Raw genomic sequence first — 12,740 nt, 5'->3', positions numbered from 1 at the left:
GTCCCGGACCGTCCCGGACCGGCAGCCGCCTCTGAAGGGGCTCGTCAGGAAGAGCTCGTCAGGAGGAGCCGCGGACGACCAGCTCGGTGGGCAGCATCCGGCGCGGCTGCTCGTCCGGCTCGCTGGGCTCGGCGATCTCCTGGAGGAGGAGGCGCGCCATCGTGCGGCCCATCTCCTCGATGGGCTGCCGGACGCTCGTGAGGGGCGGGTCCATGTGCCGGGCGACGGCCGAGTCGTCGACGCCGACGAGCGCGACGTCCTCGGGGACCCGGCGGCCCGCCTCGCGCAGCATCCCGCGCGCGCCGGCCGCCATCACGTCGGAGGCGGCGAAGACCGCGTCGAGGCCGGGCCTGCGGTCCAGGAGTTCCCGCATGGCGCGCCGGCCGCCCTCCTCGGTGAAGTCGCCGTTGGCGACGAGGGCCTCGTCGGGGGCGAGTCCGGCCTCCGCCAGGCCCTCGCGGTAGCCGTCGAGCCGGCAGCGGGCCACGTACATGTCGAGGGGGCCCGTGATGGTGGCGATGCCGCGCCGGCCGCGTGCGGCGAGGTGGGCGACGGCGGTCCGGCCGGCGCCGGTGTTGTCGGAGTCGACGAAGGCGACGCGTTCGTCCTCGCGGCGGCGGCCGTTGAGGACGGCGGGCAGGCCGAGGGCGCGGACCTGGTCCGGCAACGGGTCGTCGCCGTGCACGGAGACGAGCAGGACGCCGTCGACGCGCTGGGCTGCGAGGTACTGCTCGAAGCGCTGGCGCTCCTGGTCGCTGCGGATCAGGGTGAGCAGCAACTGCTTGTCGGCGTCGGCTAGTTCGGTGCTGACGCCGCGGATGATGTCGAGGAAGTACGGCTCGGCGAAGAGCCGTGCCTCGGTCTCGGGGATCACCAGGGCGACGGCGTCGGTGCGGCTGCCGGCGAGGGCGCGGGCGGCCCGGTTGGGGACGTAGCCGAGTTCGGCGACGGCCTGTTCGACGGCGGCCTTGGCCTGCTCGCTCACTTTCGGGGAGCCGTTGATGACCCGGGAGACCGTGCCGCGGCCGACTCCGGCCCGGGCCGCGACCTCCTCCAGGGTGGGCCTGCCGGTCTGCCGTCCGCTCACCGCCATGTGCCGCTTCTCCCCTCGGGCCGCCGCCCCGCCTGCGTTTCCGCGAACCTATCAGGCGGGCCGGGGGCCCCAGAGGCGTACGGGGCCGGGGCTCAGGCCTCGGTCGGGGCGAGCTCGGCCATGGCGCCCCAGCCCTGCTGCGGGACCTCGACGTTGATGATCTCGGGGGTGGTGGCGATGGCTCCGGCCATGGTGGCGAGGCCGGCGGCGAAATGGGCGGAGGAGACGTGGGCGGCGCCCGCCTCGGCGTCGGCGAACGCCTCCAGGAGGACGAAGACGTTCGGGTCGTCGACGCCGCGGGACCAGTCGAAGAAGAGGTTGCCGGGCTCCTCGCGGGTGGCGCGGGTGAAGTCGGCGACCAGGTCGAGCCAGCGGTCGGCGTGGTCGGGGCGGGCGGTGAAGCGGACGGCGATGAAGATCATGCGTCCACCCTGCGGCGGTCCCGCCCGGTCGGCCAGCCGGGCCGGTCAGGATTCCGGCAGGGCCGGAAAGTCGGGTACGGCGCGGGCGAGCGCCGCCCGCAGTTCCCCCTGCCGCCGTCCGAAGTCGGCGGTGGGGAGGGAGACGGAGAGCGCGTGGACGATGCCGTCGCCGCGCTCGGGCAGCGCCACGGCGAGGCAGGTGTAGGCGAGGTCCGCCTCGCCCACGGAGACGGCGAAGCCCTGACCGCGCACCCGGGTGGCCTCCGCCTCGAAGCGTTCGGCGCTGGTGATGGTCCGCTCGGTGAAGCGGGCCATGCCGTGGTCCGCGAGATAGCGGCGGCGCAGCGGGCGCGGGAGCGCGGCGAGGAGCGCCTTGCCGTGGGCGGTCGCGTGCGCGCGGACCTCGGGGCCGGGGGTGAAGGGGTGGGCGGTGTCGGTCACCGGGGCGGTGGTGTCGACGACGGTGATCAGTCCGTCGCGGTAGGCGGTGTGGTACGCCTCCGCTCCCGTGGCCCGCCGCAGCCGGCCGAGGAGCGCTCCGGTCCCGGCGTCGAGACCGTGGTGGCGCTGGTGGGAGCGGTGCAGGGCGGGGACGCGGGGCCCGGGCGCGTACCCCTCGCCGGTGCGGACGAGGTAGCCGCGCGCGAGCAGGGGCCCGGTGACGTGGTAGACGGTCGAGAGCGCGCAGCCGAGCCGCCGCGCCAGCGTCTTCGCCCCGACGGGCCGGTCGGCGTCGGCGACGGCGTCGAGCACGGCGAGGGCCCGGTCGACGGACTGGGGCCCGGCGCTCGAAGGTCCGGGGCTCAGCACTCCGGGGCTCAGCACTCCGGGGCTCGGGGGCCCGGGGCTCGGGGTGGCGGTGCTCGGGCTCGGCGTGACGGGCATCGTTCCAGCTTAGGGGGCGCTTTCGGCAGCCTTCGCAGTCCCCCGGAACGGTCCGGAACGGTCCGTACCGCTCCCGTCCCGCTCCGTATCCCCGCAGGTCAACCCTGCTTTATGTGCATTTGACACTCTTTCGGCGTACCGTCGTGGGGATCCCCTCATCCTCGACGCCCCGGGAGAGCGTGTGCCCCGCTCCAGGACCGACCGTGCCCCGACGCCCCGCGAGGGGCGCAGTCCGCGCCTCCGGACGGCGGCGATCGCGACGGGTGTGGTCGCCGTCGCCGCGGGCGGCCTGTACGTCGCGGGCCTTGTCACCACCGGGGACGACATATCCGCCGGCACCAGCGTCGCCGGCGTGGACGTGGGCGGCATGAGCCGCGCCGAGGCGCGGGCGAAGCTCGCGGCCGAGGCCCCGGCCGCCTGGAGCACACCGATACCGGTCAAGGTCGGCGACCGCGCGTCCACCGTCTCCCCCGCCGCCGCGGGCCTGACCGTGGACGTGGAGAAGACCGCCGACCTCGCGGCCGATCCGTCCCGCGACCCCGTGACCGTCATCGGACGGCTCTTCTCCTCCGGAGAGCGCGAGATACGGCCGGTGTTCGCCTACGACGAGGCCAAGGCGCGGGCCGCCGTGGCCGAGCTGGCCAAGAAGAACGACCGGAAGGTCCGCGAGGGCTCCGTCGCCTTCCGCGACGGCGAGGCCGTCGCGACCCGGGCGGTCACCGGCCAGAAGCTGGACACCGGGCGGGCCGCCGAGACCCTGCGCGCCGCCTACCCCGCCACTTCGGGCGCCTCGCCCGTCACCCTCCCCGTCGCCCTCACGGAACCGAAGCTGGGCGACTCCGAGGTCACCCGCTTCCTCGACACGTACGCGAAGTCCGCCGTCTCCGCCCCCGTGACGCTCACGGCCGGTGCCGAACGGCTGCGGATCTCCCCCGCCACCCTCGGCGACCACCTCTCCGTGAAGGCCGAGAACGGCACGCTCAGCGCCGCGCTCGACGCCGAGGCCCTCCTCCGCGACCCCGACGTCGCCCAGCCCCTCGCGTCCATGACGGGCGCCCCGGTCGAGGCGACCCTCGGGGTGCGGGACGGCAAGGTCGTCGTCGAGGCGGAGGGCAGGCCGGGGCAGGAGGTCACCGCGAAGGCCCTCGGCGACGCCGTGCGCCCGCTGCTCACGAAGGACGGTGCCGCGGCCCGTACGGCCCCGGTGGCCACCACGGTCACGCAGCCCGAGCTGACCGCCGACTCGCTGGCCCGCCTCGGCATCACCGAGCAGATGTCGACCTTCACGGTCGACTTCCCCACCGCGCCCTACCGGACCACGAACATCGGCCGGGCCGCCGAGCTCATCAACGGCTCCGTGGTGCAGCCCGGCGAGGTGTGGAGCTTCAATGAGACGGTCGGCGAGCGCACCCCGGACAACGGCTTCGTGGACGGCACGATGATCCTCGACGGCCAGTACCGGTCCGCACCGGGCGGCGGCGTGTCGGCCATGGCCACCACCGTCTTCAACGCGATGTTCTTCGCCGGGGTGAAGCCCGTCGAGTACGGCGCCCACTCCTTCTACATCGAGCGCTACCCGGCCGGCCGCGAGGCCACCGTCGCCTGGGGCAGCCTGGACCTGAAGTTCCGCAACGACTCGGGCAAGCCGATCTACATCAAGGCGGACGCGACGGACTCCTCGGTCACCGTGAGCTTCCTCGGGACGAAGAAGTACGACTCCGTCGAGGCGGTGGCCGGTCCGCGCACCAACGAGACGGAGCCCGCGAAGCGCGAGGGCACCGGCGAGGCCTGCATGCCGCAGGAGCCGCTCGAAGGCTTCGACATCTCCGTGGACCGCGTCTTCAAGGACGGCGGCGCCGTGGTGAAGCGCGAGACCTTCACCACGCACTACACCCCGCGTGACGAGGTCACGTGCAAGTCAACTTCTCGGCCCTGAAGGACCGAGCTTGTCGGCGCGGTCGGGAGGGTCGTGATGGCAAGTGGAGCGCGGCTGGCTGTCGCGTTGTCCTCTACGTCCGGAATCAGCGTGTGCTGGTTCTGGGGCGGTTGACCGCGCCCCGCTTCCACACAGCGTCGCCTCGGTGGGCGATGTTGCGGGAGCCGTTGTGGTCCGCGTGCATGACGGTCCCGCAGGACCGGCAGACGAACCGTGCTTGAGTCACCCTGTAACCCTCTGCCGGAACTCCGCTGCTGCGCGGCTCCGCTCCAGGGAGTCGATTCCTCCCGAGGTTGAAGCCCCGGGCTTCCCAGGCAGATGAACAGGTGAAGTCCTGGGACAGGGGCTGACGGAAGGGTGTCTTCCCCCACTGCCCGGGCATGACTCCGGAGCGGGGCCCGTCAGGGAGCGGACGGGTCCGGCCCGCCGGCCCCGGACGGGTCCGCCCCGACCCGCCGGAGGCACGCCTTGGTCCAGCTCAGCGATCCCTTGACCCAGCACGGCAATCCCTTCGGACCGCTCCTCGACGACGGCGTGCGCGCGGGCGTGTACCCCGGTGCCGTGTGGGCGGTGGGCGACGCACGTACCACCCTCTCGGCGGGGGCCGTCGGAGCGCTCGATCCCGCGCGGCCCGCCGGACCGATGCTCCGGGACTCGCTCTTCGACGTCGCGAGCCTGACCAAGATCCTCACGGTCTGGGCCGTGGTCGGCACCCTCGTCGACGCGGGGAAACTGGAACCGGACGCACCGCTCGGCGCGTACTGGCCGGAGGCCGCGGGGCGGCCCCTCGCCGGCGTCACGGCCCTGAACCTCCTCACCCACACCGCCGGGCTGCCGCTCCGCGCCAACCTGCGGCCCCTGTACGGCTCCGATCCGCAGGACGTCCGCGACGGGGTCCTCTCCGAGCCCCTGCGGCACCGGCCCGGGGAGGCCGTCGCGTACACGGACCGGGCGGCGCTGATCCTCGGCTACCTCGCCGAGCACCTGACGCGCAGGCCCCTGGCCCGGCTCGCCCAGGACCGGGTCTGGACACCGCTCGGCATGACGGAGACCCGCTACGGACCGCTGTCCGCCGAGACCCGGGAGCGCTGCGCGCCCACCGAGTACGACGAGGAGAGCGGCGCCCCGCTCCGGGGGACCGTGCACGACTTCTCGGCCCGGCTCCTCGGCGGCGCCTGCGGGATCGCCGGCGTCTTCACCACGGCGGGCGACATCGGCCTGTTCCTGCGCCACCTGCTCGTCCCGGCGCCCGGGACGTTCTCCGCCGACTGGACGGCGGCCTCGCTGCGCGTCCGCACCGGCGCGCTCACCCCGCCGCGCGGGCTCTTCTGGCACCCGGCGCCTGGCACGGAACCGGCGGACGACATCTGGGCGCACTTCGGGTTCACGGGGACGGGCATGTGGGTCTCGCCCGCGCGCGGGCGCTGGGCGGTCCTGCTCACGAACCGGCTGTACTTCACCCGGGACCCCGGACCGCTTGCCCGCGTCCGTGAGGTCTTCCGGACGCTCGCGTTCCCGGACCGGACCGGCCTCTGACCAGCACCTGAAACACACGTGCTTCCCCGGCCTGACTCTGCGATCCTCCTCACCGTCCGGTGATCGTCGACGGACTCGACACGTACACGGGGGCGGATCCATGGGTTTCACGCTGGAAGGGCCGGTTCTGGAGGGCGCGTTCGTGCGCCTGGAGCCGCTGGGGCATCAGCACGCAACAGGTCTCGCCGACGCGGCCGAGGAGAACCGGGACTCGTACGGGTTCACCTGGGTGCCGGGGCGGGAGGGATTCGGGGCGTACGTCGACACGCAGCTCGGCCGCGCCGCCGACGGCAGGCTCGCCCCGTACGCGCAGGTGGACGTGGCGACCGGGCGGGTGGTCGGCGCCACCTCCTTCTGGGACCCGCGATTCTGGCCGTCCGGTGAGCGCCTGTGCGCGATCGAGATCGGCTTCACGTGGCTCGCGGCCTCGGCCCAGGGCACGGGCGTGAACGCGGAGGCCAAGTACCTGCTCTTCCGGCACGCCTTCGAAAGCTGGGACGTGGCGCGAGTGGACCTCAAGACGGACGCGCGCAACGCCCGCTCGCGGGCTGCGATCGAGAAGGTGGGTGCCACGTTCGAGGGCGTCCTGCGGAACTGGTCCGTCTCGTGGGCCCCGGGCGAGGAGGGCCGCCTCCGTGACTCCGCCGTCTTCTCGATCGTGGCCGAGGAGTGGCCCGCGCGCCGGGCGGCTCTGGAGGAGCGTCTGGCGCGCGCCCGCGAGCGGCGCGCGGGGGCGGAGCGTGGGATGCGCCACCCCTCTGAAGCACCGCGCGGACCTGGGGTTACCATATGAGCGCCGCCTAGCTCGAAAGATAAACTTGTGACTGTCAATGACGACTCGTTCACCAGCTGGAAGAACCGCGAGGAGATCGCGGAGTCGATGATCCCGATCATCGGGAAGCTGCACCGGGAGCAGGACGTCACCGTCCTGGTCCACAGCCGCTCCCTGGTGAACAAGTCGGTGGTCAGCATCCTCAAGACCCACCGCTTCGCCCGGCAGATCGACGGCGAGGAGCTCTCGGTCACCGAGACGCTCCCGTTCCTCCAGACGCTCACGACGCTCGACCTGGGCCCGTCCCAGATCGACATCGGCATGCTGGCCGCCGAGTACAAGAACGACGACCGCGGTCTCTCCGTGGCGGACTTCACCGCCGAGGCCGTCGCCGGTGCGATCGGTGAGAACAAGATCGAGCGCCGCGACGGGCGTGACGTCGTCCTGTACGGCTTCGGCCGCATCGGCCGGCTCGTCGCCCGCCTCCTCATCGAGAAGGCCGGCTCCGGCAACGGTCTGCGCCTGCGCGCGATCGTCGTCCGCGGCGGCGGCGACCAGGACCTGGTGAAGCGCGCCTCGCTGCTGCGCCGCGACTCGATCCACGGCCAGTTCCAGGGCACGATCACGGTCGACGAGGCGAACAGCACGATCCTCGCCAACGGCAACACGATCAAGGTGATCTACGCCAACGACCCGTCCGAGGTCGACTACACGGCGTACGGCATCGAGAACGCGATCCTCATCGACAACACCGGCAAGTGGCGCGACCGCGAGGGTCTCTCCAAGCACCTGCGCCCGGGCATCGACAAGGTCGTCCTCACCGCGCCCGGCAAGGGCGACGTGCCGAACATCGTCCACGGTGTGAACCACGAGACGGTGAAGCCGGACGAGAAGATCCTGTCCTGCGCGTCCTGCACGACCAACGCGATCGTCCCGCCGCTGAAGGCGATGGACGACGAGTACGGTGTGCTCCGCGGCCACGTCGAGACGGTCCACTCGTTCACGAACGACCAGAACCTCCTCGACAACTACCACAAGGCCGACCGTCGCGGCCGCTCGGCGCCGCTGAACATGGTGATCACCGAGACCGGTGCCGCCTCGGCCGTCGCCAAGGCGCTGCCCGACCTCAAGGCCCCGATCACCGGCAGCTCCATCCGCGTGCCGGTGCCGGACGTCTCGATCGCCATCCTGAGCCTGCGCCTGGGCCGCGAGACCACCCGCGAAGAGGTCCTCGAGTACCTCCGCGACGTCTCGCTGCACTCGCCGCTGAAGCGTCAGATCGACTTCACCACGGCCCCCGACGCCGTCTCGATGGACTTCGTCGGCTCGCGCCACGCGTCCATCGTCGACGCCGGTGCGACCAAGGTCGACGGCGACAACGCGATCCTCTACCTCTGGTACGACAACGAGTTCGGCTACTCGTGCCAGGTCATCCGGGTCGTCCAGCACGTCTCCGGCGTGGAGTACCCGACCTTCCCGGCTCCGGCGGTCTGATCGCCCGGCACCGACAGCACGGCGGCGCGCCGCACTTCCCGTACGGGGGGTGCGGCGTTCCGCGCTTCCCGTACGGGGGGGTGCGGCGTTCCGCGTTTCCCGTACCAGGGGGTGCGGCGCGGCATTTCCGCCGGGCGGGTAGCATCGTGCCCGCCGCGACTGGCGAAGGTGGATCACCACCGGGGAGCGGCATCCGGTCCCGTCTTCCCGCGTGCGCGTCGACCGCCTGGGCGCCTGCGTCAGTGATGTCCCGCTGACCCAGGAGGTCTTGAGATGGAACTGCGCTACGGCATCAATCCCCAGCAGCTGGTGGCGACCGCCGTGCCGGTGGAGCCCGGGAGTCGGCCGGTGCGGGTGGTGAACGGCAGCCCGTCCTACGTCAATCTGCTGGACACGCTGAACAGTTGGCAGCTGGTCCGGGACGCGAGCCGCGCCCTGGGCGGCCGGCCGGCCGCCGCCTCGTTCAAGCACGTCTCGCCGGCCGGCGCGGCGGTGGCCGGGCCGGTCGACGAGGTGACCGCCGAGCTGTACGGCGTGGACCGCGACCGCGTCGGCGCGGTCACCAGCGCCTACCTGCGGGCGCGTGACGCCGATCCGAAGTCGTCCTACGGCGACTTCGCCGCCGTCTCGCACCCGGTCGACGCCGAACTCGCCGAGCTGCTGACCCGGGTGGTCTGCGACGGTGTGATCGCCCCGGGCTACGCTCCCGGCACCGTCGAGACCCTCAGCCGGAAGAAGAGCGGCCGCTTCCTGGTCGTGGAGGCCGACGCGACCTACACCCCGCCGGGCCAGGAGGCCCGGGAGGTGTTCGGCACGCGGCTGACCCAGCAGCGCGACGACGTGCCCCTCTCCCCCGCCCTCCTGGACGACGTCGTGTGCGGTGAGCTCACGGCCTCGGCCAGGGAGGACCTGCTGCTCGGACTCGCGGTGCTGCGCTACACCCAGTCCAACTCGGTCTGTTACGTACGCGGCGGGGCGACGCTCGGGATCGGCGCCGGGCAGCAGTCCCGGGTGGACTGCACCCGGCTGGCGGGCGCGAAGACCGACACGTGGTGGCTGCGCCGCCACCCCGCCGTCCGCGCGCTCGCCTTCCGGCCCGACATCCGTCGGCAGGACCGGATCAACTGGCAGATCCGGTTCGTCGAGGGCGACCTCACCCCGGACGAGCGCGCGCGCCTGTCCGGGGCCCTGTCCGTGCCCACCCCCGACCTCACCGACGTCCGGCGCACCGCGTGGCTCGCGGAGCTGACCGGGGTGGCGTTCGCCTCGGACGGCGCGCTGCCCTTCCGGGACAACGTCGATCACGCGCAGCGGCACGGCGTCACCGCCGTCGCCGAACCCGGCGGGTCGATGCGGTCCACCGACGTCGAGGACGCCTGTCGCGAGCACGGGATCACGCTCGCGCGCACCGGACTGAGGCTCTTCCACCACTGATCGGCGCGATGCCGGCCGAGGTAGCCCCTACGGGACCCAGTGGTTCCCGGAGGCCGTGATCATGACCTGGAGCTGGATGCTGGCCGAGAAGTAGCTGCTCGTGTCGACCGGGGTGGCCAGCATCTTGTTCCAGAGGGCGTCCAGCCAGGCCTGGCTGCCCGGGTCGGTCATGGCCGCCACGGCGAACGGCGCGAAGAAGGCGGCCTCGCTGCCCGCCGAGATCTGGGTGCCGTTGAGCTTGTAGCCGATGGCGATCTTGTTCGGGTCGCCGCCGGTCTTCGTCTTGATCCAGCTGTTGAGCTTCCGCGCGGCGGCGAGCGACGTGGCGTCCCCGCTGGTCACCGCGTCGTCCGCGATGCGCCACGGCGTACGACACGCGTTCCACCAGTACGCGCCGTCGTTCGGGTCCTCCAGGACCTGGCCGGGAGCGGGCTTGGGCGTGGTGTTCGTGTCGACGACGAAGTCGGGCAGCAGGCCGGTGCCGGACGCGTACGTCGACTGGAGCCGCGATATCTGGGTCTGGTGCGCGGTGCGCACGGCGTCCCAGGTCGTGTCGCCGGAGGCCGTACGGAAGGCGCGGAAGTGGTCGACCATCCAGTCCGAGGTACGGGAGATGTAGTAGTACTGGTCGCCGGAGCTGCTCCAGTCGCCGAGCTTCAGGAGCTTGGTCGTCGGGTTGAGCTCGTCCTTCTTGATGGCGGCGATGTGCTTGAGCGCGAGGTCCTTGTAGTCGTACGTGCCGGCGCTGCCCCACTGCTTGTCGGCGAGGAGCAGGCCGTAGGCCACGTCCATGTCGCCGTCGGTGGCGCCGTCACCGCCGTTGACGCTCTTGCAGGCCGCGTCCTGTTCGGCCGCGAGGAGGTTCGGGTTGATCGAGGACGGGTGGTCGATCTTCCACTTCACGAGACCGTCGAAGATCTTCTTCGCGTCGGGGTCGGCGCCGGCCATCGTCGCGGTGACGACCATGCCGTAGCCCTGCGCCTCGGCGACGTACGGGTGGTCGGCGTCCGGCGAGATGATCTGGTACCAGCCGTTGCCGCAGTTCTGCCGGACGAAGGCGGCCTTCCACTTGTTGTAGTACTCGACGACCTTCTGGTCGACGGTGGCCTGCGCGCCCGAGGGCTTCAGCGTTCCCGCGGTGTACGGCCTGAGGTGGCTGCCGAAGGGGACGGCCGGGCCGCCGGGGACGCCGCCGCCGGTCGGGGCGCCGTAGACCTCGAACTCCCAGAGGGAGTAGCCGTACGGCGTGCCGCGGGTGGTCCCGTGCATGCGGAGGTACCGGCCGGTGCCGGAGACGGTGAGGTCGTCGACGCCTCCGTCACCGGTCGTCGTCGCGTAGACGTCGGTCCAGGTCGAGCCGTCGGTCGAGGTCTGGATCCGGTACGCCTTGCCGTAGGCGGCCTCCCAGTTGAGCTTCACCCGGGAGACGGTGTGCGCCGCGCCGAGGTCGATTCTGACCCACTGCGGGTCGACGCCCTCCAGACTGGCCCAGCGGGTGCCGGTGTTGCCGTCCACGGCCTTGCCGGCCTCGAAGCCCGCGGCCTCGACGGACGAGGCCGTCACCGGCTTTCCGACGGAGACCAGGCTGTCGGCGGCGGCCGCCTGATCCTGCGCGCGCGGCTGCGCCTGGGGTTGTGCCTGTGCCTGCGGGATCGACACCAGGGGCAACGCCAGTAGTCCGGCGAGCCCGAGAAGCGAGACGCTTCGTCGACGCATGACAACTCCCTTTCCTTCGCGGCTCATTCGTTAGGAAGTTTTCCTAACCATTGAGCCGCGAGGGTAGAGAGGGTCGGGGATCCGCGCAAGACCCCCGACCCGTCACGTCCGCGCTACGGGACGAGCCGCAGGAGGCGGTTGGGCGAGCCGCTGCCCGGGCTGGTCACCTTGTTCGGGGTCGAGCCGTTCACCAGAGCGGTCGCGACCTGCGCCGGAGTGGCGGAGGTGTGCCCCGCGAGGTACACGGCGGCGGCGCCCGCGACGTGCGGGGTGGCCATCGAGGTGCCGGAGATGGTGTTGGTGGCCGTGTCGCTCGTGTGCCAGCCCGCCGTGATCGAGACGCCGGGGGCGAACAGGTCCAGCACCGAACCGTAGTTGGACCAGCTCGCCTTGGCGTCCGTGTTGCTCGTGGCGCCGACCGTGATGGCGGCGGCGACGCGGGCGGGGGACGTGGAGGAGGCGTTGACACCGGAGTTGCCGGCGGCGACGGCGTAGGTGACGCCGTCCGCGATGGAGTTCTTCACCGCATTGTCGAGGGCGGTGGAGGCACCGCCTCCGAGGGAGAGGTTGGCGACGGCCGGGGCCCCCGCCGTGTGGTGGGAGGTGACCCAGTCGACGCCCGCGATGACGCCGGCGGTGGTGCCGGAGCCCGCGTTGTCGAGGACCCGGACGGCGACGATCTTCGCGGCCTTGGCCACGCCGTACGTCGATCCCGCGATGGTCGTGGCGACGTGCGTGCCGTGTCCGTTGCCGTCCTGGGCGACGGTGTCGCCGTCGACCGCGTCGTACCCGTTGACGGCCCTGCCGGCGAGCTGGGCGTGCGAGATGCGGACGCCGGTGTCGATGACGTACGCGGTGACGCCGCCGCCCGCCGAGTCGGGGTAGGTGTACGTGCCGTTGAGCGGCAGGTTCGCCTGGTCGATGCGGTCCAGGCCCCAGGGGGCGTTGGTCTGCGTCGCGTCGGCGCGGAAGATCTGGTTCTGCTCGACGGAGGCGACGGCGGGGTCGGCGGCGAGGCGGCGGGCCTCCGTCGCGCCGAGGGTGGCCGTGTAGCCGTTGAGGGCGGAGCCGAAGGTCTTGCCGACCGTGCCGCCGTAACCGGCTATCAGGTTCCGGCCCTTGGTGGAGGCGGCCTTGAAGCCCGCGCCCTGCTTCAGGGTGACGATGTAGCTGCCGGGCACCGCGTCGGCCGAACCGGCCGCGAGGACGACGCCCTCGACGGGGGCCGCCTGGGCGGGGACGGCGGCGAAGGTGCCGAGCAGGGCGGCCGCGGTCGCGGCGGACACGGTCAGCGCGAACCGGGCCTTGGTGTGCTGCGGGAGTGCCATACGAGGGAGTCCTCCTCTTCGGCGTCGCGCCTCATGTGGGGGCGGCGCGACTGTGGGGGGCGCGTGTGGGTCACACGCACGGCCGGGAGCCGTGTGGGGCGCTCCGGATGACCAGCAGCCTGTC

The 12,740-nt window shown here is 72.3% G+C and carries 11 protein-coding genes and 1 riboswitch; of the genes, 5 read left to right on the top strand and 6 right to left on the bottom strand.

Translation table 11 applies throughout. The annotated features are described in order from the left end of the window. Positions 1-58: 58 nt before the first annotated feature. From ACIBG6_RS02770 to ACIBG6_RS02760, 3 genes are all read right to left on the bottom strand, one after another. A complete protein-coding gene (locus ACIBG6_RS02770) occupies positions 59-1,093 on the bottom strand; it encodes a LacI family DNA-binding transcriptional regulator (RefSeq protein WP_399220671.1) in 1,035 nt (344 codons plus the stop codon). Between the two features lie 92 nt (positions 1,094-1,185). Next, positions 1,186-1,515 carry a putative quinol monooxygenase gene (locus ACIBG6_RS02765; protein WP_399220670.1) on the bottom strand — a complete coding sequence of 110 codons (330 nt, stop codon included), beginning with the start codon at positions 1,513-1,515 and terminating at the stop codon, positions 1,186-1,188. Between the two features lie 45 nt (positions 1,516-1,560). Further along, a complete protein-coding gene (locus ACIBG6_RS02760) occupies positions 1,561-2,400 on the bottom strand; it encodes an IclR family transcriptional regulator (RefSeq protein WP_399220669.1) in 840 nt (279 codons plus the stop codon). A 181-nt stretch (positions 2,401-2,581) separates the two neighbouring features. Between ACIBG6_RS02760 and ACIBG6_RS02755 the strand changes: the two genes are divergently transcribed. Then, positions 2,582-4,336: a VanW family protein gene (locus ACIBG6_RS02755; protein ID WP_399220668.1), complete on the top strand. Its 1,755-nt coding sequence runs from the start codon at positions 2,582-2,584 to the stop codon at positions 4,334-4,336. Positions 4,337-4,421: 85 nt separating this feature from the next. Here the strand turns inward: ACIBG6_RS02755 and ACIBG6_RS02750 are convergent, their stop codons facing one another. After that, positions 4,422-4,718, bottom strand: a complete 297-nt coding sequence (locus ACIBG6_RS02750; RefSeq protein ID WP_399220667.1) for a zinc ribbon domain-containing protein — start codon at positions 4,716-4,718, stop codon at positions 4,422-4,424. A gap of 86 nt (positions 4,719-4,804) precedes the next feature. Here ACIBG6_RS02750 and ACIBG6_RS02745 point away from each other — a divergent pair, with 86 nt between their 5' ends. The 4 genes from ACIBG6_RS02745 to ACIBG6_RS02730 all read left to right on the top strand — a co-directional run bounded on the left by ACIBG6_RS02745 (position 4,805) and on the right by ACIBG6_RS02730 (position 9,572). Then, positions 4,805-5,872: a serine hydrolase domain-containing protein gene (locus tag ACIBG6_RS02745; protein ID WP_399220666.1), complete on the top strand. Its 1,068-nt coding sequence runs from the start codon at positions 4,805-4,807 to the stop codon at positions 5,870-5,872. A gap of 100 nt (positions 5,873-5,972) precedes the next feature. Then, positions 5,973-6,665, top strand: coding sequence for a GNAT family N-acetyltransferase (locus tag ACIBG6_RS02740; RefSeq protein ID WP_399220665.1), 693 nt, complete (start codon positions 5,973-5,975; stop codon positions 6,663-6,665). Positions 6,666-6,692: 27 nt separating this feature from the next. Continuing rightward, positions 6,693-8,138 carry a glyceraldehyde-3-phosphate dehydrogenase gene (locus ACIBG6_RS02735; RefSeq protein ID WP_329625077.1) on the top strand — a complete coding sequence of 482 codons (1,446 nt, stop codon included), beginning with the start codon at positions 6,693-6,695 and terminating at the stop codon, positions 8,136-8,138. A 145-nt stretch (positions 8,139-8,283) separates the two neighbouring features. Then, positions 8,284-8,377, top strand: a riboswitch (ZMP/ZTP riboswitch). A gap of 34 nt (positions 8,378-8,411) precedes the next feature. Beyond that, positions 8,412-9,572 (top strand): phosphoribosylaminoimidazolecarboxamide formyltransferase, encoded by a 1,161-nt coding sequence (locus tag ACIBG6_RS02730; protein ID WP_399220663.1) that lies wholly within the window; start codon positions 8,412-8,414, stop codon positions 9,570-9,572. Positions 9,573-9,599: 27 nt separating this feature from the next. On the opposite strand, the gene ACIBG6_RS02725 is transcribed toward ACIBG6_RS02730, so the two are convergent. Together ACIBG6_RS02725 and ACIBG6_RS02720 are read right to left on the bottom strand one after the other, a co-directional pair. Further along, the gene (locus tag ACIBG6_RS02725; protein ID WP_399220662.1) at positions 9,600-11,288 is read right to left on the bottom strand and encodes a glycosyl hydrolase family 8; all 1,689 of its coding nucleotides are present in this window, start codon (positions 11,286-11,288) and stop codon (positions 9,600-9,602) included. A gap of 113 nt (positions 11,289-11,401) precedes the next feature. Further along, entirely contained in the window at positions 11,402-12,616 is a 1,215-nt protein-coding gene (locus ACIBG6_RS02720) for a S8 family peptidase (RefSeq protein ID WP_399220661.1), read from the bottom strand. Positions 12,617-12,740 lie beyond the last annotated feature (124 nt).

The sequence above is a fragment of the Streptomyces sp. NPDC050842 genome (assembly GCF_044456565.1).
Lineage (GTDB): Bacteria > Actinomycetota > Actinomycetes > Streptomycetales > Streptomycetaceae > Streptomyces.
This window is presented reverse-complemented; position numbering and strand designations above follow the sequence as displayed.